Raw genomic sequence first — 23834 nt, forward strand, 5'->3', positions numbered from 1 at the left:
GATTGTGGAGTTGTTCAGCCGGGAAAGTGTGGAAAAAATACTGGAAATCCTGGTCAACAAGATAGCCCGAAAGCAGGTAGCGGTAAAGAAGGGAAGGAAATTTTCTAGAAAGGGTCTGGGAAAATCGGCAAGGACCAACCAATACTATAAATAGCAAAAAAGGGAAGGAAAGAGAAGAAAATACAACATATCGCACCAAAAATTGACACCTGCTTCAGGAGTAAGGAAGCCTATGCCCGAAACCTGATAAAAAGCTCGCCAAGATACCGAAACCGGCAGGGAAAAATCAAAATTATTCCATTTTGAAACCAAAATAACAAACCAAAAAGCTTAACTTAATAGCATTGGGTTCAAAGAGATTTAAACAGATTTTCCAGAAACCTTAATCAGATTGCCAGCGATATCAGTTCCAAGGTTAGCTTACCATTGTCCATTTTAGGCGGTATTGCCACCCATACAACAGCCCAATTCAGTGATGGTATGTTACGGGTTCAAGCCTTAACGAATGCCACCACAAGCGAATTTAAAGCCCTTAATGATCAGGCCAAAGAATTAGGTGGTAACACTCGATTTTCAGCCACTGAGGTTTCAGAAGCTATGCAATATATGGCTTTGGCTGGATACAATACCAAACAGATTCAGGATTCATTGGCAAGTTCATTAGACTTGGCAGCGGTTGCAGGTGGAAATCTAGCAACCACCACAGACATTTTAACTGATGTAATGTCAGCCTATCAGATTGAAGCCAATCAAACTTCTAAGGTTAGTGATTTATTTGCCATAGGTCAGGCCAAAGCCAATACCAGTGTTGAACAGCTTGGTGAAGCAATGAAATACAGTTCATCCAATATGGCTTCAGCCAATCAAACCATTGAAGATTCAATATCCTTATTAGCTGTTTTTGCTAACAGTGGTTTAAAGGGTTCTATGGCTGGAACAACCTTAAACGCTGTTATGAGGGATATGAAAAAAGCTTCTGATAATGGTAATGTTGCCATTGGTGGAATGAATGTAAGCCTTTATGATACTGAAGGAAATATGAGGTCTTTGGTTGATATCATACAAGATGTTGAAACAGCCACAACCGGAATGACCGGAAAAATGAGGGATTCAGCCTTAGCAGGTATTTTCAAACAGGAATCCATTAGAGGGGTGAACCTATTGCTGAATTCTGGATCAGAGGAATTAAGGCGTTACCAAAGAGAATTAGCAAATAGTGAAGGTTCAGCTCATTCAATGGCTGAAACAATGGAAAGCGGTTTGGGTGGTGCTTTGCGTTCTATGCGATCAGCTTTAGAAAGCATTCAAATTGAAATAGGTGAAAAGCTTGCACCTATGTTTTATTCCTTAGCTGATGGGGTTAAAGCTGTTGCCAATTGGTTTAGAAATCTGGATGATTCAACCAAAGAAATTGTGGTTGGATTTGGGGTTTTCCTTGCTATTGTTCCACCTCTTATTCTAGGTCTTGGACAAATTGTAAGACTTGTAAGTTCAAGTATTGGTGCATTAAAGGTGTTATCACCTCTATTAGCAGGTATTTCAACACCTGTATTAGCAATTGGTTTGGCAGTTGGTGCAACAGTACTTTTAATCTATAAATATTGGGATGAAATTGTTGATTACTTTACCAATGGTAATGGGGTTACTTTTCTGGATTCCTTAAAGAAATTATGGAATACCACTATCAACGGAATTAAGGACATTATTAATGAATTTGTAAGTGTATCAAAAAGGGTTTGGGACAAATACGGAAAGGAAATAACTGAGGTATTCAATTTTTTAAAGTCCACTGTTTTTACAGCCTTTGACCTGATAATTAGCAATTTAACTTTGGTGATTGACTATTTAAGAACCTTTGTAGATGTTGCGGTTAAGCTGGTTAAAGGTGATTTTAAAGGTGCTTTTGAATCAGTTGGTAACTTCATTCAATCCTTTTTTAAGGTCATTTTTAAGAACATTTTAACAGTATTTTCCACTGTCATTAGTGGTATCAGTAAGGTTACCGGATACTTCGGATTAGACAATATTTCCAGTGGTCTTAAGACCGTAAACGGGTATTTGGATGAATACATTGCCAAGGTAAAACAGGTCAAAAAAGAAAGTGAATCTGTTGCACCTTTAACCGTATTAGAACCAAAAACAATACAGCCTTTACCAATTAGCCAGGTCAATAATAATGGTACCAACAGAGCTATTTCAACAGCTATTTCAGGGGTTACAGTGGTTGAACCTGAAATTAAACTTACCAATTTCAACCAGAAATTAAAGGAAATTGAATTGGCTGGTAGATCCTTATCCCAATCATTCCAACAAATAGGACTGGATTTAAGCAATGGTTTCAATTACATAATCAATGAGGGTATTGCTGAAGGCTTGTCTTCATTCAGTACAGCTTTAGGGGAAGTGTTAAGTGGATCAGCCCATATAAGCAGTATAGGTACTGTTTTACTTGAATCCCTGACCAATGTAATGCAACAGCTTGGTAAAATGGCAATCGGTGCAGGTATTGCCATATTAGGTATAAAGAAAGCTTTACAATCCTTAAATCCGGATGTTGCAATAGCTGGAGGTGTTGCCTTAATAGCTTTGGCAGGTTTCATTAAATCATCAATGGGAAATATGGCAACCAATAATTTTGGTGGTAGTAGGGCTGAAGGTGGAGCCGTAAATATGGGTTCAGCTTATAAGGTTGGTGAAAGAGGAACTGAATTATTTGTGCCAAACCAATCAGGTACCATTATCAGTTCAAATGATTTGAAATTCAGAAATAACCAACCAACCGAACTTAGGGGAAAATTTAGAATTGAAGGTTCTGATTTGGTGTACATAGTCAATAAGGAAAACCAAAAAAGAGGCAGGGTTTAATATTTTTTAATCAATGGCATACAACAACAAATTCAAAATAGAATATACAGATATAAACAACAGGCAAACAGTAATTTATATAAAGGAAGATAATTATAGTGGTGAATTGATCACTTTAGAAAGCTTTGGTTCTGAGCCTTTAACAATAAAATGGTACGGGGAAGGGGAAAAGAAATTTAATCCTTTAATGCAAAGTGAATGCAGGATAAACTTACTTTCAACAAAAAATTTTGAATTCATTGAATTTTCTGATTTCCCGGAAAAGAAATACAGAATTGAGGTTTTAAAGGAAAATGAAGCTTATTGGGATGGATTTTTAGTACCTGATAACTATAATGAAGATTTTGTAACCCCACCTTATGAGGTATCCATTAAAGCAATTGATTACTTAACAACCTTAAAAGATATACCTTTTAAAGATTCAAATGATGACTTCATCTATGAAGATTCAATAAGTATCATTTCTGTTTTAAAAGTTGTCTTTGACAAGATAGGATTGCAACTAGATATTTATGATGGATTGGATATAAGCTATCAAGCCAATCAATTATCAACAGGTATTTTATTCAATACCCATATCAACACTAGAGCCTTTATTAATAACTTATACCAAGACAATCAAGAGGCTTGGAATTGTGAAGATGTGGTACTAGAATTAATGAAAGTATTTGCAGCAACTTTAAAGCAAAATAAAGGACGTTGGGAAATAACCAACTTTGATTTGGAAACTTTCAATTTTTACAAGTACAGCGGTATAACAGGTAATTTTTTAGGAATTGAATCAATCAGCCAAACCAAATATTTGGATGATCATAATTTAAAGATTGTCGAAGGTTCATCAAATATTGAAATAGAAGGCGGTAAAAAATCACTTACAATAATTCAGGACAAAGAGGCGAAAGAACCAATAATCAAAGGCGGGAATCTATTTGATGATGCTTGGATTAATTCATCCACTCATAAATATTTTAGCAACAATGGCTTTATCAGCAGGGAAGATACCGGATTCAATTTCACACTAGAATATTCAAACAACACTTATGCCACTATTGGGGAAGCTCAAACAGCAAGTAAATCAGATTACATTGGCATAACGGTAAATTATAACAGGTTGCCTTTACAAACCAGCAGAATTGACAAGTTTATTGATTTCGTTTTTGAATCCCAATTAATGGTTGATTATGACCATCCACCGGAAAGAATAACAGACCCAACTTTTGATGAAGACATTTACCAAAATTGGGCCGAAAAACAGTTACAGGACTTTTTTGAAAATCTAACCTTTGGCCATTATGTGCGGATTGAATCAAACAACACCACAAAAAACCAGACAGCAAGATTAAGTTATACGGCTGATTACCCCACGGAACAATTATACTTATGGTCTACCAATACACCTGATTGGACACCTTTTATTACTGATACACAGGATTTTGATTACATAGAAGCTAGAAGGTATATCAGAAGATACACACTGAATCAGGAATCAAAAGAACCAATGAATTTTAAAAACCCTGATTACAACTATACCAAAAGATTCAATATGTACAGGGTTCTTTTTCTGGTAGGGCAATATGATGAATACAGCGAATACATTTCTTTAGGTGATGAAGGAACAATCAAATTTGATATTTCAGCACCTCATTTTTGGAATGTTCAAAACTATCATACTGATGTACCAACCAAATACCAAATAAATATTAATCGGGTGAATAACACTATCAAAAAAATTGAAATTGATCATCCTAATATTTCTTTGGAAACTGAAAAGGAATATCAATCAACTTTAAAAGATGATAATGTAAAAGTATTGGAAACCGTTGAAACGGTTTTGGGTGATGGTAATTTAAGGGATTTGGGAGCCTTACAAAAATTTGATGGGAGTTTAACTGATGTATGGTTCAGGAATAATGAGGAATTGCCAATCTTACAGCATACAGCAAATCGAATTATTGAACAGTATAGCAAACCCTCATTTACATTTAGAAGTGAAATATTTGGTGATGATTTAATTGATTTGAATGATGTAATCTTTAATCCATCCATAGACAGAACTTTTAAAATCCAAGGACTTGAAATAAGTGACAAAGAACAAATGCACAACATTGAATTGGTTGAATTAAGCAAACCAATTGATTTAAGTGTTTATGAAGCCATTGATTCCAATAAATCTAATGGAATACCACTTTCATTTCTAACAGGTGATCAAACCAATATTTATGATTTGTCCTTTGCAATTGTAGGTTTATTGGGAAACAAGGAATATGAATTCATTGCTGATGCCATTGTTGATGAATTGTTCACTTTACAAAATGTTGATGGTTCGTTTAATGAATATATTGAAAATGGAATATTACAAGGTAGTGTAACTTTTAAAAGTAATGCTTTCCTATTTTACAGTTTAAATTTTTATGTTAAAAATAAAATCCACAACGAAAGTAAAGTAACCAAAGCAAAATCAATTATTGAAAACTTGTATAGTTTCATTGAATCAAAATATTTTAAATACACAATTAAACTAGGTTTTGACAATAATGAAGCTATCACTATTGATAATATTGTTTATTATTTTGGATTAAAGATTTATGACCGAAAAAAAGCGAAACAGTTAAAGCTTTTAATAGAAAAAACACTTGTAAAAGAAAACAGTGTATTTAGTGGATTAAGAAGTAAAACAAACTTCCAAATGACTTTAACAAGTGACAGTTTACTATTAAATGTTTATGCATACCTATTTTCAAAAAGAAAGTACTTTTTAAATCAGTTTACTAACTTTGAATTTTTAGATTTGTATGAAAATAAATCAACTGATAATTTCATTACTTACTATATAAGTGGATTAGTTGGGTTGTGCTATTATAAAAATAAAGAATACAATCAATTCAATTCAATCAAAGAATTGATAAAAGATCAATTATTAGAAAGCAATGGTAATTCACTATTACCAAAATCAACCTATCTATTTTTAGATTCAACTTTAAAAAATAAAATATGGCAGTAAGACAACTTGAAATATATTCTGTTAGAGGCGACACGAAAGAAATTCAACTTAATTTTTTTGATGAAAATAACGATCCCTTGGATTTAAGTTCAATAGATGGTATTTATATAGATTTTTCTGAAAAACCAGATATTCAAAGTAAAATAGTTAGTTTAAGTATTGGTAATGGAATTCAAATTTTTGATACCAATAAAGCAAAAGTTACAATTGACTATATCAATTCAAATCTATTTTTCGAAAAAGATTATTGGGGTGATGTAAAAATAAAAGCTAATGGTAAAGTAACAACCTATTTTAGGATAAAGCTAAACAATATTTTAACAACAACAAAAGTCACATAATGGAAGCATATAATATTAATATAAATCTAAATGCTGATGATTATGTTACTGTAATTGTACCTACCCAACAGGATTTAGGTTTTTGGCCTATAATCGAAAATACACCTTTAATTATTGAATCCGTTGATGAATTTTCAACAGCACTTAGAAAAGGAAGGGAAACGTTAATTTTAAACCATTCTTTAAGGAACGGCATTTTTAAGTATTTTCCTTCCAATGCTGGTTTAATAATTGATAATGGAATAGTTTTTCAATCTGAAGATGGTGGTTTTTGGGTTAGACAATTTTCCGGAAAAGTAGAATTGATTTGGTTTGGCGTAATTAGCGGAAATGACAACAATAACAAAGACACTAACTTTGAGGCAATAAAACAATGGTGGAACGCAGGTATCAGGTATGGCAAAGCCTTATATGTCAATACAGGTACTTATATCACAAAAATGTTTGGTGATGACGTTTCAGGATTCAATAATTTGGGTACTTGCTGGATTGTCGGGGAGCAAGAAAAAAGTGAATTCAAATTAGCAGCAGGTGAAAATACAAGACTTTTCAGCAATCAAGGACAATTCAGCGCAGGAATTAAAGGAATTCGATTTAATGGAAATAATCCTCCTTTAAGTTGGGGGGCAGGTGATCAGCTAAACCCAAATACACCTGAATTAGTGTATTTAACCGGATATGGTAACACCTATGACAATATTACAGCAACTTTCAGCGGTGGTAAAGGCTTTGTATTTGGCTCCCAAATGTTGGATTTCAGGCGTATTAAGGCTTATTATAACGTTGGTTGGGGTATTGAAACTATACAAGTTTACAATGCTGATTTTTACAGCCCTTGGATTGAAGCTAATGGTGATGGTGGACTTTTAATAAGAGGTGCAGCCGATGGAACCAACAGCAGGTTAATTGCTTACTCTCATCCATCAATTAGAATCTATGGTGCCTACGGTGAAAAATCCGTTCCATCCATTGAATTAAGAGGGGTTTGTAATGTCGAAGTTTTTGGTGGTACCCAACCTGCAACACCTGGGATTTCAAATCCAACTACCGTTAAAATTACCAGTGATCCAACAAGCGTTTCTGGTAGGCAATACAGCCATTCAAATGTAATTCATTGGACTGGAATAAACCACGGGTTGGAAATTGAGGCTGGTTGTATTGGAAATACTGTATTTTTAACCACAGGTGAACACTTTGTTCAGAATAGCCCTGAATTCAGGAATAGATTCATTGACAACGATGGACGGAATATTATTAAAAGAATAACGAAGGTTGGACAACAGTTGCCAGTAGGATACAATGCCAACGCTATCAACTACCTAACTGCAACAAATAATCCAGCTAATGCCTTAAATATTACGAATTCTAGCACAGCCACAAAGGTTAAAGGATCAATCTTTAATCCAGCGTTAGCCCACGTTTCAGGGCAAAATATGGATTGTCATTTAGAAGTTGATGTTGATGAAACAACCAACACAAGGGTTGATGTTTACGGTTCTTACAATACCATTCCAGCTAGTAGTAAGCTGTATGTTCAGTACATTTTCAACATACCAGCTTATATTTTTACAGAATTCCAAATCAGAGACAGAGCTAATAATGTGTATTATGATTTTATTTCAAAAACTTGGACAAATTCAGGCTGGAAAAATTACATTTTAGCACCTTCAGGGGAATTGGAATACTGTGAAGTTGAAATTGAAAATGATTCAGCGACAAACCGGAAAATTGAAGTCCAGATTCAATTAAGGAATGGATTAGGGGTGAACAAAAAAGCTAAACTGTATTATGTTGGTTTATCAGATACTAAAAATGCTGGTATTACCCACCACAAAAATAATTACGTAATTGGATACGGCTTTGAACAAGCTTTTTTTACAAGTTCATTAAGACCACCAGCAGACGAAATTCCAACGGGTACAAGAATTTTTAATACCACAACAAATAAAGACAATATTTCAGATGGTACTAATTGGAGGGATTCAGCAGGTAACCTAGCATAAAAAAGCCATCATTAGTTTGATGGCTTTTGCTTTTTCTAACTTTTAGGTTTTCGGCCTCTTTTAGACTTATAAAGGAAATCTAGGATTTGAACCATTTGAGAGGCTTCAATTTTGGTAATTCCAATATCCTTTAGTTCCTCAATGGCTTTTTCCTTTCGGTTGATCAGTTCAATTTCCTTACCTGATTTCTTGGCAGCGTAAGCCTCTTCAACGGTGGTATAAATGTTTCCATCATTATCACAGTGAACAATTTCATTATCAGATTTGAGTAAATCCGAATACGCTTCAATGAATTCTTTTAGTTGTGTCATATTAGTAAAATTTGTAATGAAATTCGGTGATTAGGAAATATTTTAAAAAATCAAACAGGTTTATTCAATTCTGCAAGTTCTCTTTCAATCGTTTCAAAATTTTCTTTCAACCATTTCAATCGAAAAAGAAATAAAATTTTAGAAAAATTACTTGATTCAAAATTCTCATTATTAATTTTTAATTCATTTTCTAATTTTTGGCGATAAGTAGGAACAATTCCTTCAAAATTAAATTTATGAATGCTATCTGTATTTTGTTCAGCATAATCTTTAAAAATAATCTCAAATTCCTCAGATTCTAAAATTCGATTATAATACTCTTTGTTAAATTCATTATTTAGAATACTATTAAAATAGTGATTATAAATAAAACTAATATTGCCCTGATAATCAAAGGATATTAAATTATAAATTTTTTGAAGAATACCGTAATAGCTATTAACATAAGATTCAACTTTTAATTTATTCTGTTTTAAAGTATTATTCTCTCTTTCTAAATCATTAATCTTTTTAGTATATATTGAATTACTAGACTTTAATTCACTTATAGTTTTTTCATATTCTTTGGAATTAATTTGGCTATCAAGATTTAATCCAACGATCTTTTCTTCTAACTCTTTAATTCGTTTCTCTTTTTCTTCAATTTTATTTTCTAATTGATCAATTGTTTTCGTACCAGTCTTTGCAAGTTCAGCTTTAAATTCAGATTTATTACTTTCCTCAATTATATCAAGTAAATCTTTTCTATTTTCTTCCTCTTTAATTAAATACTTATTTTTAATCCCATTAAATAATATCAAAATAAAAGGATACACAAGACCATAAAAGAAGGTTATTCCGATAGCAATAAGGAAATTGCAGATAGTATCATTAGATAGTTCAGATTCAATGTATTTAATTTTTTTGGCCTGATCACCATCAAAAAAAAATAAATAATAAAGTGGTTTCCAATTTAAAATTATAAGGGAAATAATAAACGTTAAAATCACATTATCATTTAACCTTTGTCTAACTGCATTTTTTGCACCATTCCACGATATCATATTAAAACTAATTTGTTGTTCAAACATTAGGTGGTATTACCTTAAAACTAAAAGTCAGCGGTTAATTTACTAAAATTTAAATTCAAAACACTAAAATAATGAAAAAATGGAATCCTAAAGGCTATGGCTTTAACACTGACTTTTACAGGAAAAAAGATTGGCTGAAACTCAGAAAGCAGTATATTGAAGCCAATCCAGTTTGTGAACTTTGTGATCAATGGGAAATTGTAAGTGAAGGGGCTGTTGTGGATCACATTATACCACGCAGATTAGCACCACATTTGGAATTAGAGCCTACCAACCTGCAAACCTTGTGTGGTAAGTGCCATAGGCAAAAGACAGGCTTAGAACGGACAATTGACAGCTCAGAACGGTACTTGGATGAAATGAGGGATGGGAGGCTTAGGTTTGTTTGTGTTAAATGAAACATATTTTAGTATTTTATTTCATATATTAAAAACCTTTTCACTGTCACTTACAGGGCCGTTGTCTGACATTATAGTTTCATCGTCATTAATTCTAATAATTATAGGTTGATAATATTTTGCACCTTCAAGATCAAAAAATTCAATTCTTAATTTATTTCTATAAAAATAATAACTCAAAAATACTGATTCTGACGGATCATATTTATCCCCTATAAGTTTTGCTTCTTGATTAATTTCAACTTCAAAATAGGGAAACGAAACACTATTATTTTCATAAATGATATCATAAACATATTCCTTTAAATCAAAATCCTTTTCAAAGTCGAAAACCACTCTATAGGCACTACTATTTTTAACATATAAGATAAGTTTAAATTTAGCAGTTGAAGTACCATCAGGATTTTCCTTAAAATCAAAAATCTCCACATTGGCTTCAAATTTTGGCTTTATATCTTCTTTAAATTTAACGATTTCAATTTCACTTAATCTTTGTTGCTTTTTAAAGGTTTTAATTAAATATATAGCTGTAATAGCTGTAACCCAAACCATAAACCAATCTGATACAGTACCCCATATTTCAACATTGAAAGGAAATACCCAAATATTAGAATAACTTTTAAAAATAAAAGAAATAAGTAGGAATAGAATTAGTGGAATTCCAACTAATGAAAACATCAATACATTACGTTTAAAAAAAGATATAATTTTACTCATAACTTATCGATTAAATTTTCTGAATGCTGCAATCATTTGGTATAGGAGTAAACCAATTATAATATTATAGAAAACATCAATAAAATAAATTAAATTAGGAAAACAAAATTCATCATTATTTACTAAAAAACTAACAGGTGAAAGCAAATTAGGTAATATTTTTGAAACATCCATAAATTGAAAATCATTTTGGGAATATAAAAGATAAGACGTAATTAAATATAAATAAAAAGAAAAAGTTATTAGGATTAATTTAAAAGCTTGAAACCAATCAGTTGTATGATTGTTGGTAAATTTGTTGAATTCCAAAATAAATTTCTCACCACCATCAATATCTTCATTTTGACGTAATATTTCATTAAATTCAAAAGCTTTATACTTTTGATATAAATGTAGATTAGATTGATTTTGTGTATGATTTTTCAGAAAGCGAAAAAAATTGATGTTATTCGTCTTTATAATTTGTTTATTTATATCAATAATTTCACTAGAAATTCTTTTCTCTTCAATATATTTAAAATCTATAAGTGACATTCCAACAAAATCTGATCTTGAAATATAAATATTATTAAATTTATGTAAAATAGATGGCTTAAAAGTAACAAAATCTAAATTAGAATTGTTAAAATATAAACTGGAATTATTATCGACGTCAATATTTTGAAATGTAAAAGAATCAAAACATTCAAAATTTTCAAAAATTAGGTCTTTTAATTTAATATTTTCAAATAAATTTTTTAAATTCCTTTTACCAACAATCATAAATTTTTCAATGAACAAATCATCTACAGAAGTTCCAAATTTAAAAGACACTGAACTATCTGTGTTTAAAGTGAATTCCTTTATTTCAACTTTTTTACCAAAGAAACCAAAATCAATATTTTTATTTTGAACATTACTTAATTCAACAGAATCAAAATTATAAGTTTCGTCTTCACACATAAAAAATATGTTTAGCCTTTCACTTGATCGAAACTCACTTATTTTTAATTTTTTTGTGTCTGGAATATAAATATTGTCAAATTCTTTAGTTGATAATATTTTACAGTCATATATTTCATATTTATAACACTTAGTTTGATTGAATTTTATATTACTAAATTCCAAATGACTAATCTTAATTGAATTTAATTCAATTAAGTCGATATTTAAATCAATAGCATATTTCTTTTCCTTTTGAAAACTTATTATTTTTAAATTTTTAGGTTTTACGTTAACAATACTGGCTGAGTTGACAAAAGAAAAAATCATTGTTAAATCCTTTACAGTTATATCCTGATCTAAAACTATATCCTTTCGAAAAGCAATATTCTGCTTTTCTTGGAACCCGTATGAGATACTTAGTTTGGTTTTTGGTTCATTTACTTTTATATACCCGTTTAAATTAGTAATTGAAATTATGTTATTGTTTCCTTCAAATATCACTAAACTTATAAAGTGACAATTAAAAAATAAAATATGACCTCCTTTAAAGCTAAAAATTATTTCGCCATCAAAAGATACATTTTTGAAAAACATCTCCCCCTTCAGTTCGTATATATCACTTGATATTTCATTAATTGTTACACCACTATTTCCTATATATTTATATCTTCCTCTTTCTTCCGTAAAATCATCCTTTTTTAAGATCATCTGTTATAATTTAAACCTAAACATTTTACTCATTTCTTTTTGATAATTACTTTTGCTTATGTTAAAAATCTGAAAAGTTATGATTCTTTATAATCAATAACCTTAATTTTTAAAATCCCTTGTTCGTTCCTATACAAAGAGGCAGTTTCAATTTTAATATCCTTGTTAAATAAATGCAATTGTTCTTTTTCTATATGTTTTGATAAATTACATTCACTATAAATGAAATCCCAAGAAAACCATACTTTCTTTTCATTGTATGGTATTTCCATAAATAGGTGTAAAAATGGATTATTTTGATTTTGTTCCTTATTTTTAATGCTCATTCTTAATTTAGCAATTTTGTTATCCCACATTTCAAATTCTGCATAGTGTAATAAATGAACAATACATATATAAATATCATTAATATTTTTGTTTACTAGCTTATGGCCATTATAACCTAAGTTTAATTTTGAATTTAATTCAGAAATAGCTGACTTTAAAGATTTAAATACCTCAATTGAATTGATAGCAGGATTTGCTACAAAAGAATTAACGGTAAAATTTATTATTTTTTTTAATAAAAAAAAGTCTTCCAATTTTTCTAGCTTGCTAGGAAAATAAGCTCGAAAATTTTTATCATTCGAGTAGCTTTTTTTCAATAGGTTTAATGCCTGTGCTCTGCTTATACCTATGCTTTTTTTAAAATCCTTTTCTTTAAATTCAATAATTCCTGGCAAAAGTATTTTATTAAAAGTATTATAAGTTATAGAATCATAAAGAATATTATCTTTATGATAAAAAACATTATATTTTACATATTGTCGTTCTATATATTGGAAACTAACCCCTTTATTTCTACCTTCTGGATGGGCAATGAAATTTGCAATTTCAAAAATTATGCTACCTTTATTATGATCACGAAGTTCTAAAAATAGTAACTTTATATCACTTGGTTCAAAAGTAGATTTTTCTAACTTTTCTAAAAGTTCTTTAAAAAGTAATTGTTTTTGAGGGTTCATTTTCATTCTAAAATTAAATCGTTTTCTTATAAATTGCTTTTGGTTATTTTATTTTTAAACCTTAAACAATTCATTCATTTTATTCATTTCCTGTTGTTTAATGCTATCAGCGATATTAACATATTCACTAAGCTGTTTTAATGTCGTATGGCCTGTTATGCTTTGAATTACGTGTAAAGGAATGCCTTTAATGATGGCATTGGTAATAAAGGTTCTTCTAAAGGTATGAGAAGCCACCAAATCATATTTGTGTTTTTGACAGGTTTTCTTTACACGATTTTCAAAGTAAATGTATTCAGCTTTAGATTCTATTCCTGCTAATTTAACTAAATCTTTCAAATGATCATTATACCTTTGATTTGTAATTTTAAGTGGTGATAAATCATAATCATACTTTTCAAGGATATTTTTTAAGGCTGGATGAAGGGGAATGTTGATATTTTGATTGGTTTTTTCAGCTGTTATTGCCAACTGACCATTGAAAATATTGGACTGATTGATTTTAATGGCATCCGAATACCTTAAACCTGTAAAAAGCTGGATTAAGGCCAAATCCTTAACCCTTTTAATGGAATCCCTTGTGGGTTGGTATTCAATCAATTTCCTTATTTCTGATTCAATGAACACCATTTGTTTTTGGGTGAATGCTTTGGGGTAATTCAGGGATTTAAAACTATCATCAATCACTCCGGTTTTGGAATAAAAATGAAGCACCTGTTTTAAGAATTTAAAAGTTTTGTGAATTGTTGCTGGTTGTTGTCCGGTTCTCAGATACTTATTAGGGTGGTTAGGTTGTGGTGTTTGTAAGTATGTGGAAAAAGCATTAACCCATTTTTGATTGATTTGACTAGGGTAGAATTTCTTACCATTTGAAAAATCTTCCAATCTGGTAACAAGATTGTTTAGTTTATCCCTTAACCTTTTTGTTGCATCAGTCCTAATGGAAATGTAATCCTTAGCAAGGGTAATAAGGTCTTTGATTCCCTCATTTTTTTTGTCCCTGTAAGACTTAAATGAATCAGAGGTAATTGGTACCCCTTGAAGCCTTAAGTCGTTCACAAGGTCTAAAACAGCACCTTGTTCACTTGCTAAAAGTTGGGAGTATTCATTGTAATTTGGATGGGACTTTCTGATTTTACCATTATTCCAATAACGCTTTTCAATCCTGATTGGAGTCTTTACAAAAATCTGATTTCGGTCAAATTCAGTCACAAAATTTAAATAAATGTTGATTGTTCCAATCTTACTTTTTGGATTTACATTTTTTAAAACTGCTTGTATGTTCATTTTAGGAGGTTTTTTTGATTTCCTAAACATAGAAAAATTCAGTCACAATTCAGTCACAGAAGTGTTCAAAAACGGGTGATTTTCGATCTACTAAAAAATTAATATAGCCTTTAAACGCTGTATAGGGCCTATCTGGACGCGGGTTCGAATCCCGCCAGCTCCACTTAAAAATCCCTCGCTCGCCCAAAACTCACAAAGTTTTGGGCGAGCGAGGGATTTTTGTTTGGGAGGTTTGAATTGGGCAATCTGGCTTGACCTGAGGGAATTTGGACGCAGGTTCAAAATCAATTTGGTGGCGTATTGTAGAAAGTATAAAGGTTAATTAATTTTTTCCACCATTTTTCATTTGGAATCTTTTCACTGTATTTTAGGGTTATAAATTTAAAATTTTAATAAGATATGAACAACAGATTTATTATCTATACCGAGACAAAAGAACAGGAAAATGCCCTGAAGGCTTTTGCCAAAGCACTTAAAATGAAATTTGAGGTAACTAAAGAAAAACCAATTGATCCTGAGTTTTTAGCTAATATTGAAGAAAGCAGGGAACAGTACAAAAAGGGGGAGTTTATTAGCCTTGAGAAAAAAGATATAAAAGGTTATCTGGGCCTGGAATGACATACCGCTTAGACTTTACGAGGCTGGCTCAGAAACATATTGCCTTTCTCAAGAAAGCAGGCAACAAATCCCTTTTAAACAAAATTGCTATTCATTTAGAAGAATTGAATAAGGCGTTTGTTAAATGGCACGAATAAGGCTATCTTGCCATTAAACGCTGATTTTATGGAAAAGAAGTATAAGATTCTGTCTATATTCGAATTTAAAGACCGATTTCCCGATGATAGAGCATGTTATAAATATTTGGCAGATATGAAGTGGAATGATGGATATCTTTGTAAGAAATGCGGACACTCCCATTATTGCAAGGGAATTAATGAGTTTGACAGACAGTGTACCAAATGTGGCCGTCTAGAATCACCAAAGGCTGGCACCCTTTTCCACAACTGCAAATTCCCTCTTCTCAAGGCATTCTATATCGTCTACTATGTTTCTACTGACAAAAATGGCGTCAGTAGCGGGGAATTAAGTCGTAGACTTGAGCTCAGGCAAAAGACTTGCTGGCTTTTTAAGCGGAAAGTGATGAAGGCAATGGAAAGTAGCCAGAACTTCCCGATGATGGGGAAAGTAGAAGTGGACGAAACCTATGTGGGTGGCCAGGATGACAAAGCACTTGGAAGAAACGAGGGGAATAAGAAAATCATGGTAGTCGGCATAGAAAGGGGTTTAGGTGGTGTTTCCCGTTGGTACGGAAGAGTGATAGAAACCGCTTCCAAGGTCAATCTGGGAGGATTTATGAGAGATCACATCGATAAGGAAGCGAAGGTAAAAACGGACGGTTGGAGTGGATATAAGGGCATGGAGGCCGATTTCCCGAAACTAGTTCGTGAAAAATCCGGAAAAAAGGGAGAAAACTTCAAGCAGATGCATCGGGTGATAATGATGTTTAAAGCCTGGCTGAGAGGAACCCATCATTCCGTGAGGGACCTTCAAGCCTACATTAACGAGTATACCTACAGGTACAATCGCCATAAAATGAAAGAAGGGATTTTTGAAAATCTAATGCAAAGGATGGTGGCGAAGCCACCGTATCCGTACAAAGCATTTATTTGATAAGTGCCTTATTCAAAAAAATTATTAAATGAAGTCCCAAAAAGTAACTTGTAATGACCCGGCAATTTAGAAACCTTTTAAGCCACAATTGATAATTAAAGATACGGGGTTGGAATAAAAAATCCATTCATTTAAGCATTTTTTATAATAAAAAGCCGCTCCGCGGAATTTGCAATTTCGTGGTCCATATGATGGGGATTTGTAATCCCCGGACAAATGATGCATTGTTTAAAAAAACAAAAAAATAATTTATTTATGATAAAACTTTCAAATATTCATTAATTTTACTGCAGTATTATGAGCTATAATCGCCAAAACGTTGAAAAATCGCTCACTTCAGGAATTCCTGGAGTGATTGGTAACTTTCTGTTGGTATCTGGCTTAGTTTTACTAGGATTTTTTAATGCGGTTTTAGCCAATCAGGAAACACCTGATCGACTAGAAAACGGCAAAAATTGGGTACATTCGGTAGACTTTTCCGGTGATTCCCACCCCCCCTTTCCTTTTGCTCCAGGTCCGGAGTCAGATCCGGAAAATCCTGATGAACCGGAGAAAAACATATCATCTGATGATGACTCCTCCAGATGGGCTTTAGAATCGACCCTGCCGGAATTCCGTACCGAAACCCTGACGAAGGAAACACTTTTACATTGCGCCGCTTCCTTTCATCACCGAAGGATGCGCCACCTTTACCTGCTCCACCACTCCTGGAAGCATCACTTGTCCTGATTAAGAAATTCCTGACACCGTCCTACTGATTCGCATCAGCAGGATAACTCTTTGTCCTTTTGTCACAAAAAGCCTCCTATTTAATTAGGTTTTCTTTTGCTGACAGGAATTGTCAAAATCAATCAGAACACTATCATGAAATCAGATAAACTTATCATTGGTTCGGTCGCACTTATGTTACTGGGTTGTTCGCATGCAGAACACCGACACCAGGAAGCGCCTACCTATATCACAACACGTCCAATTAAAAAGGATACGCTATATTACCAGGAATATGTCAGCCAGATTCATTCTATCCAGCACATCGAACTTCGGGCATTCGAAAGGGGATATTTGAATGAAATCTATGTTGACGAAGGACAGCTGGTAAAAAAAGGGCAGTTGCTTTTTCAGATTATGCCGGTCATTTACCAGGCCGAGGTACAAAAAGCGCTGGCAGAAGCCAAATTTGCTGCGTTGGAGTTTGAAAACACCAAAAGCCTGGCAGACAGCAATATTGTGTCACAAAATGAACTCGAACTGTCAGAAGCTACCCTACAGCAGGCAGAGGCATCCCTCAACCTGGCGAAAGCCCACCTCGCATTCACGGAAATCCGCGCTCCTTTTGACGGCATTGTGGGTCGGTTCAAGGATGTTCGGCTCGGTAGTCTGGTAGAAGAGGGCGAACTCCTGACCACGCTCTCCGACAACAGCAAGATGTGGGTATATTTCAATGTTCCGGAGGCGGAATACCTGGACTTTAGCATGAACGAAGCCCGGAAAAATCAATCAAAAGTGAAATTAAAGTTAGCCAATAACCGTCTTTTCGAAAGAGATGGGGTTGTGGAAACCATTGAGGCAGATTTTAACAATGAAACGGGAAACATTGCCTTCAGGGCTACTTTTTTAAACCCCGAACAGATTTTGAGAAATGGGCAAACCGGTAATATCATGCTGCCCACCTACCTGGAGGACGCGCTTCTGTTACCTCAAAAAGCAACCTTTGAAATCCTGGATAAAAAATACGTCTACACCGTGGCCGAAAATGGTCTTGTCCAGGCAAAAGAGATCATCACGGGCGCAGAAATTCCGCATACATACGAGGTATTGGAGGGATTGGGTGAAAACGATATGGTATTGGTAGAGGGACTCAGAAAAGTCAAAGAAGGCGATACCATCCGGTACAATTTTCTAGAGCCGCAGGAAATATTGCTTTCGCTCAGCAACCTGCACGCAGAATAAGTAAGGACTTTAATCAAAACAACATGTTTAATAAATTTATTCAAAGGCCGGTCCTTGCCATGTCTATCTCCATTGCCATCGTGTTTCTGGGAATGTTGGCCATGTACAGCCGGCCGGTATCGCAGTTTCCTGAAATTGCCCCTCCCAGGGTCAACATTTTTATTGCCTACCCTGGCGCAAGTGCACAGGTATTGGTGGAGTCCACCCTTATCCCATTGGAAAGGGCGATCAACGGGGTACAAAACATGCAGTACATCATTTCCGATGCGACCAGTGCAGGGGAAGCAACGGTACAAATCGTATTTGAACCGGGTACCGACCCCAATGCAGCCGTAGTCAACGTCAAAACGAGGGTAGACCAGATCATGAACAACCTGCCCCCACTCGTGCAGCGGGAAGGGATCATCATTACGCCCATACAGCCGAGCATGCTCATGTATGTCAACCTTTATAGTACTGATGACCGCGCAGATGAAAAATTTCTCTACAACTACGCTAACGTACATATTCTTCCCGAATTGCAGCGTATCAGCGGCATGGGACGGGCACAAATATTAGGTAGCAGACAGTATGCGATGCGGGTCTGGCTGCATCCGGACCGCATGAGAGCCTATAACCTTTCGACCGAGGAGATCATGAATGCATTGGAGGAACAAAGCGTCATCGGTCGACCAGGGCGATTGGGACAGGCTTCAGGAAAAACCGCACAATCGCTGGAATATGTATTGACCTACAAAGGTCGTTATAATAAACCGGAAGAATACGAAAACATCATCGTCAGGGCAAATCCTGACGGGGAAACGCTGAAATTAAAAGATATCGCAACTGTGGAGCTGGGCAGCGAGTTTTTCGATATTTACTCTACCAAAGACGGATATCCTGCCGCATCCATCGTCCTGAAGCAAAATTATGGAACCAATGCGAGCAAGGTGATCGAAGATGTCAAAGAAAAGCTCAGGGAACTGGAAGTCGACTTTCCTCCCGGAATGGCTTACGATATCAATTATGACGTATCAAAATTTGTTAATGCGTCCATTGATAAGGTAGTACACACCCTTGTGGAAGCATTTTTATTGGTTGCCCTGGTCGTGTTTCTATTTCTTGGCGATTGGCGCTCCACGTTGATACCCATCATTGCGGTACCGGTATCGTTGATCGGTGCATTTCTATTTATGCAGTTATTTGGGCTAACGATCAATCTAATCACGCTGTTTGCCCTGGTTTTGGCGATAGGAATTGTGGTAGACGATGCCATCGTCGTTGTGGAAGCGGTACACGCCAAAATGGAAGAGACAAACCTCAGTCCGCTCAAGGCTGTAAAAAAAGTTCTCGGGGAAATAAGCGGAGCCATCATTGCCATCACGCTTATCATGACGGCAGTATTTATTCCGATTGCATTTATGACAGGTCCGGTCGGCGTTTTCTACCGGCAGTTTTCCATCACCATGGCCAGTGCCATCGTGCTGTCAGGTATTATAGCACTCACCCTTACCCCGGTACTCTGTGCGATGATCTTAAAAAACACGCATGGCAAACGCCGCCGAAAAACGCCTGTCAACCTTTTCATCGACTGGTTTAACCGGAATTTTGAAAAGCTGACCGGAAGATATACCTACCTTTTGACACGCATTGTCGACCGCAAAATCATCACTTTCGGGATTTTACTCGCATTCGGATATGGAATATTTTCTGTAAATCAATTTCTCCCTTCCGGATTTATTCCCAACGAGGATCAGGGCATGATCTACGCCATTATCCAAACGCCTCCCGGAAGTACCCTGGAGCGAACCAATGAGATCTCCCTGAAACTTCAGGAAATTGCGGAAGAAATTGAAGGTATTCAATCTGTTTCCTCTCTTGCAGGCTATGAAATCCTGACCGAAGGGAGGGGATCCAACGCTGGAACCTGTATCATTAACCTTAAAGACTGGTCAGAAAGAAGCCAATCGTTGCATGAAATTCTTGAGGAACTGGAAGAGAAGACCAGGGATTTAGGGGCAGTGATCGAATACTTCGAACCGCCGGCAGTGCCAGGATATGGCTCCTCGGATGGTTTTTCACTCCGGCTTCTTGACAAAGGCAGCACCATAGACTATCAGGACTTCGATCGGGTAAATACCGAATTTATGGAAGCTCTTGAAAAGCGAAAAGAGCTGTCCGGTTTGTTTACCTTTTATGCTGCAAATTATCCACAATACGAACTGATCATAGACAACGAACGGGCGATGCAAAAAGGGGTGTCCATTGGCAAAGCAATGGAAAACCTGGACATACTGATAGGCAGTACCTATGAACAGGGTTTTACCCGGTTTAACACCTTTTTTAAAGTTTATACCCAGGCAGCTCCGGAATACCGAAAAATGCCGGAGGATGTATTGAACCTGTTTATTAAAAATGACAAGGAAGAGATGGTCCCCTATTCCTCCTTTATGACGATGAAAAAAAATCAGGGGCCCAATGAAATCACCCGTTTCAACTTGTACACTTCCTCCTCTATCAGGGGAATTCCTGCAGCAGGATATACAAGCGGAGATGCTATACGGGCCATCCGGGAAGTCGCCGGGCAAATTCTTCCACAGGGCTATGACATAGCCTGGGAAGGCCTGTCCTATGATGAAGCCCATAGAGGCAATCAGGCATTGTACATCTTTATTATCGTTTTGATTTTTGTATATCTGGTTCTGGCTTCTCAATACGAAAGCTTTATCATACCTCTGGCTGTGATTGTGTCTCTACCTGCGGGCATATTTGGTTCGTTCTTATTGCTAGAAATGATGGGTCTGGCCAACGACATCTACGCACAAATTGGCTTGATCATGCTTGTTGGCCTACTGGGAAAAAATGCGGTATTGATTGTGGAATTTGCCGTTCAACGCCACCAACAGGGAGCCACAGTGCTGGATGCAGCCATTGAAGGCGCCAGAGTAAGGTTTCGACCGATCTTAATGACTTCCTTTGCCTTCATCGCTGGTTTGATTCCGCTGGTAATTGCAACGGGTCCAGGTGCTATCGGAAACCGGACGATCGGCGCTTCTGCATTGGGGGGGATGCTCTTTGGAACAGTATTCGGTGTCCTCATTGTGCCGGGTTTATTCTACATTTTCGGTCAGATTGCATCCGGAAGGAAGTTAATTCAGGACGAGGATGAAAATCCTTTGACCGAATCCTTTGTAGAAGACCGTTCCGAAGCCTCCCTGATCAAGAAATTGGTAAAGCTGGGCCTGGTCTTTAGGGCCGTAAAACGAAAACATCAGAAAAATGACTAATCAGTATTTGTATAAAATCATTATCATCCTCTTTATTTTGCTGCTTGCATTGGGTTGCAATGTCCCGCAAAAAGCGATGAAAATCCCAAACCTGGAGGTTCCCGAAAGTTATCAGCATGCAAAAGATACGACCAATAGCGGGCAGATGGATTGGAGAGCCTATTATGAAGACGAATTGTTGATTGCGCTCATCGATACGGCGCTAAAAAACAATCAGGAGCTGACCATTTTAGCTCAGGAAATTGAAATCAGCAGAGCGGAGGTACGCTCCAGAAAAGGTGAGTACCTACCTTTTGCTGAAATCCGGGCTGGTCTGGGGCTGGAAAAGGAGGGGCGGTATACCCGCTTCGGAGCTGTTGACGAACAGCTCGAGATCCGCGAGGGCCAACATTTTCCGGATCCCCTTTCAGATGTAATGGTAGGATTGTTTTCCACCTGGGAGATTGATATCTGGAAAAAACTACACCGGGCAAAACGCGCTGCCGCATCACGCTACCTGGCCAGCACCGAAGGGAGGAATTTCATGGTTTCACAACTCATCGCAGAAATCTCTGAATCCTACTTTGAGCTAATGGTATTGGATAAACTACTTGAAATACTAGAACAAAATGTCGGGATTCAATCTGAAGCTGTCAGGGTGGTACGGCAACAAAAGTCTGCAGCCAGGTTATCCCAACTGGCCGTCAATCGATTTGAAGCCCAATTGCTAAATACAAAAAACCTGCAATACGACGTAAAACAACAAATCGTAGAGGCCGAAAACCGATTGAAATTTCTAAGCGGAAAGTTCGAGGCGCCCATTATTCGAAAATCACTGGATTCCAGCGATATCGGAATTGATGACATCCGTTCCGGAATACCGGCTCAACTGCTGGTAAACCGGCCTGATGTCCGGCAGGCGGAATTGGAACTGGCCGCCGCCAATCTGGATGTACAGGTGGCACGGGCAAATTTCCTACCCAGTCTTGGAATCAAAGCAGGAGTCGGTTTTCGTACTTTTGCCCCTGCTTTCCTGCTACAACCGGAATCTATACTCTATAATATTGCAGGGGATATCATAGCACCACTGGTGAACCGAAATGCCATAAAGGCAGCGTATACAAGTGCCAGCGCCAGACAGGTACAGGCAGCAGTTCATTACGAGCAGACGATCCTTCGGGCTTACACCGATGTGCTCAACCAGGTTTCAAAAGTAGATAACTACACTAACAGTTATACAACCAAATCCAGGGAAGTCGACTTGTTGGTAGAGTCCGTTTCTATCGCCAATAACCTTTTTAATGCCGCGAGGGCAGATTATGCCGAGGTCTTATTGACGCAGCGGGAGGCTCTTGAAGCGAAAATGGACTTGTTGGAGATTCAATTGCAACAAATGCATACCAAGGTTCATCTGTACCGGTCTCTTGGAGGAGGTTGGAATTAATGCCAAAATAAAAATGGCAATTCACTGGCCTGCGTTTTACCGGTACTCCACAACTATAGTCCCTCCCCTCAATTGCAGTTTAAGTGGAGGGACTTTTCATTCCCCGGGCAGGTTTCTTCGCATAATAGCAAGCGCAGACCTCCCTGGAAACGACATTGCAAATGTCGAACAGCACGAATGAGCACACAGCTATCTCCGCAATACTATTTAAAGTATTTCAGTCTTCCTTTTGTAAGACATAGAGGGGGTCAAACCCTCGTGGCATCATTTATGGTGTGTCTTTTGGAGGTACCTGAGAGACAGGCAGGGAGAAAAAGCACATAACCCTGCTCTACAGGCGGTTTGGGGGAGAACACCTCCCTTTTTATAAAAAAATTCTGCTCAGGCTAAGAGCAGCCGGGCTTGTATTTGAATGTTAAACCCAATTTGCTATGAAAAACGCCCCTTACACCAAATTCGTTTTGATGCTGGCCTGCTCGGCCATTTCCATGTACATCACCATGTATTTCAACACTTATGAGCTAAGCCATGTGTTTTTTAGCTGGACCAGGATGTACATGACTCTGATTGGAATAGGCGGCATGGCCATCATCATGTTTTTGTTTATGAAGAAGATGTATACCAACAAGCAAAAAAATGCGGCTATTGTCCTGCTGAGCCTCTTGATGATGGCATGCTCCACCTTTTTGGTAAGACAGCAGGTACCAATCGGCGACCTGAAATGGATGCGGGCGATGATACCCCATCATTCCATAGCCATCCTGACCAGTAAACGCGCAGAACTCAAAGACCCGGAAGTGAAAAAATTAGCCGATGAAATCATCAAAGCCCAGGAAAGAGAGATAGCCGAGATGAAAGCGATGATCAAACGATTAGAAAATAATCAATAGGGAAA

At 36.1% G+C, this 23834-nt stretch carries 18 protein-coding genes; 12 read left to right on the plus strand and 6 right to left on the minus strand.

All coding sequences use genetic code 11. The features are described from left to right. The first annotated feature begins 426 nt into the window (after positions 1-426). The 4 genes from BUB19_RS09230 to BUB19_RS09245 are packed head-to-tail and all read left to right on the plus strand — an operon-like array spanning position 427 to position 8210. The gene (locus tag BUB19_RS09230) at positions 427-2865 is read left to right on the plus strand and encodes a phage tail tape measure protein (RefSeq protein WP_073094263.1); all 2439 of its coding nucleotides are present in this window, start codon (positions 427-429) and stop codon (positions 2863-2865) included. 13 nt (positions 2866-2878) lie between these two features. After that, the gene (locus BUB19_RS09235) at positions 2879-5866 is read left to right on the plus strand and encodes a hypothetical protein (protein WP_073094264.1); all 2988 of its coding nucleotides are present in this window, start codon (positions 2879-2881) and stop codon (positions 5864-5866) included. Then, positions 5857-6207 (plus strand): hypothetical protein, encoded by a 351-nt coding sequence (locus tag BUB19_RS09240; protein ID WP_073094265.1) that lies wholly within the window; start codon positions 5857-5859, stop codon positions 6205-6207. The genes BUB19_RS09235 and BUB19_RS09240 overlap by 10 nt, the downstream gene beginning before the upstream one ends. Next, entirely contained in the window at positions 6207-8210 is a 2004-nt protein-coding gene (locus BUB19_RS09245; RefSeq protein WP_073094266.1) for a hypothetical protein, read from the plus strand. Before BUB19_RS09240 ends, BUB19_RS09245 begins: the two co-directional genes overlap by 1 nt. 35 nt (positions 8211-8245) lie before the next feature. Here the strand turns inward: BUB19_RS09245 and BUB19_RS09250 are convergent, their stop codons facing one another. Together BUB19_RS09250 and BUB19_RS09255 are read right to left on the minus strand one after the other, a co-directional pair. Next, positions 8246-8521, minus strand: a complete 276-nt coding sequence (locus BUB19_RS09250) for a hypothetical protein (protein WP_073094267.1) — start codon at positions 8519-8521, stop codon at positions 8246-8248. Positions 8522-8571: 50 nt separating this feature from the next. Continuing rightward, positions 8572-9591 carry a hypothetical protein gene (locus BUB19_RS09255; protein WP_073094268.1) on the minus strand — a complete coding sequence of 340 codons (1020 nt, stop codon included), beginning with the start codon at positions 9589-9591 and terminating at the stop codon, positions 8572-8574. A gap of 71 nt (positions 9592-9662) precedes the next feature. Here BUB19_RS09255 and BUB19_RS09260 point away from each other — a divergent pair, with 71 nt between their 5' ends. After that, positions 9663-9989 carry an HNH endonuclease gene (locus tag BUB19_RS09260; protein WP_073094269.1) on the plus strand — a complete coding sequence of 109 codons (327 nt, stop codon included), beginning with the start codon at positions 9663-9665 and terminating at the stop codon, positions 9987-9989. A 21-nt stretch (positions 9990-10010) separates the two neighbouring features. On the opposite strand, the gene BUB19_RS09265 is transcribed toward BUB19_RS09260, so the two are convergent. The 4 genes from BUB19_RS09265 to BUB19_RS09280 all read right to left on the minus strand — a co-directional run bounded on the left by BUB19_RS09265 (position 10011) and on the right by BUB19_RS09280 (position 14629). Then, a complete protein-coding gene (locus tag BUB19_RS09265; protein ID WP_073094270.1) occupies positions 10011-10706 on the minus strand; it encodes a hypothetical protein in 696 nt (231 codons plus the stop codon). A 3-nt stretch (positions 10707-10709) separates the two neighbouring features. Then, complete coding sequence (locus BUB19_RS09270; RefSeq protein WP_073094271.1) at positions 10710-12338, minus strand: hypothetical protein; 1629 nt, start codon at positions 12336-12338, stop codon at positions 10710-10712. A gap of 77 nt (positions 12339-12415) precedes the next feature. After that, positions 12416-13342 (minus strand): hypothetical protein, encoded by a 927-nt coding sequence (locus tag BUB19_RS09275; RefSeq protein ID WP_143155986.1) that lies wholly within the window; start codon positions 13340-13342, stop codon positions 12416-12418. A 54-nt stretch (positions 13343-13396) separates the two neighbouring features. After that, complete coding sequence (locus BUB19_RS09280) at positions 13397-14629, minus strand: tyrosine-type recombinase/integrase (protein ID WP_073094273.1); 1233 nt, start codon at positions 14627-14629, stop codon at positions 13397-13399. A gap of 399 nt (positions 14630-15028) precedes the next feature. Here BUB19_RS09280 and BUB19_RS09285 point away from each other — a divergent pair, with 399 nt between their 5' ends. The 7 genes from BUB19_RS09285 (at position 15029) to BUB19_RS09315 (ending at position 23829) form a co-directional block, all read left to right on the plus strand. Continuing rightward, the gene (locus BUB19_RS09285) at positions 15029-15247 is read left to right on the plus strand and encodes a DUF2683 family protein (RefSeq protein WP_073094274.1); all 219 of its coding nucleotides are present in this window, start codon (positions 15029-15031) and stop codon (positions 15245-15247) included. 165 nt (positions 15248-15412) lie between these two features. After that, complete coding sequence (locus tag BUB19_RS23950) at positions 15413-16300, plus strand: IS1595 family transposase (protein ID WP_073094626.1); 888 nt, start codon at positions 15413-15415, stop codon at positions 16298-16300. Between the two features lie 297 nt (positions 16301-16597). Beyond that, on the plus strand, positions 16598-17029 hold the full coding sequence (locus tag BUB19_RS09295; protein WP_073094275.1) for a hypothetical protein: 432 nt from the start codon (positions 16598-16600) through the stop codon (positions 17027-17029). Positions 17030-17164: 135 nt separating this feature from the next. After that, on the plus strand, positions 17165-18250 hold the full coding sequence (locus BUB19_RS09300) for an efflux RND transporter periplasmic adaptor subunit (protein WP_073094627.1): 1086 nt from the start codon (positions 17165-17167) through the stop codon (positions 18248-18250). A gap of 23 nt (positions 18251-18273) precedes the next feature. After that, complete coding sequence (locus BUB19_RS09305) at positions 18274-21516, plus strand: efflux RND transporter permease subunit (protein ID WP_073094276.1); 3243 nt, start codon at positions 18274-18276, stop codon at positions 21514-21516. Continuing rightward, the gene (locus BUB19_RS09310; RefSeq protein WP_073094277.1) at positions 21509-22939 is read left to right on the plus strand and encodes a TolC family protein; all 1431 of its coding nucleotides are present in this window, start codon (positions 21509-21511) and stop codon (positions 22937-22939) included. Before BUB19_RS09305 ends, BUB19_RS09310 begins: the two co-directional genes overlap by 8 nt. Before the next feature lie 431 nt (positions 22940-23370). Next, complete coding sequence (locus BUB19_RS09315) at positions 23371-23829, plus strand: DUF305 domain-containing protein (RefSeq protein ID WP_073094278.1); 459 nt, start codon at positions 23371-23373, stop codon at positions 23827-23829. Positions 23830-23834: the final 5 nt, after the last annotated feature.

It is taken from the genome of Cyclobacterium lianum, from assembly GCF_900143075.1.
Classification (GTDB): domain Bacteria; phylum Bacteroidota; class Bacteroidia; order Cytophagales; family Cyclobacteriaceae; genus Cyclobacterium; species Cyclobacterium lianum.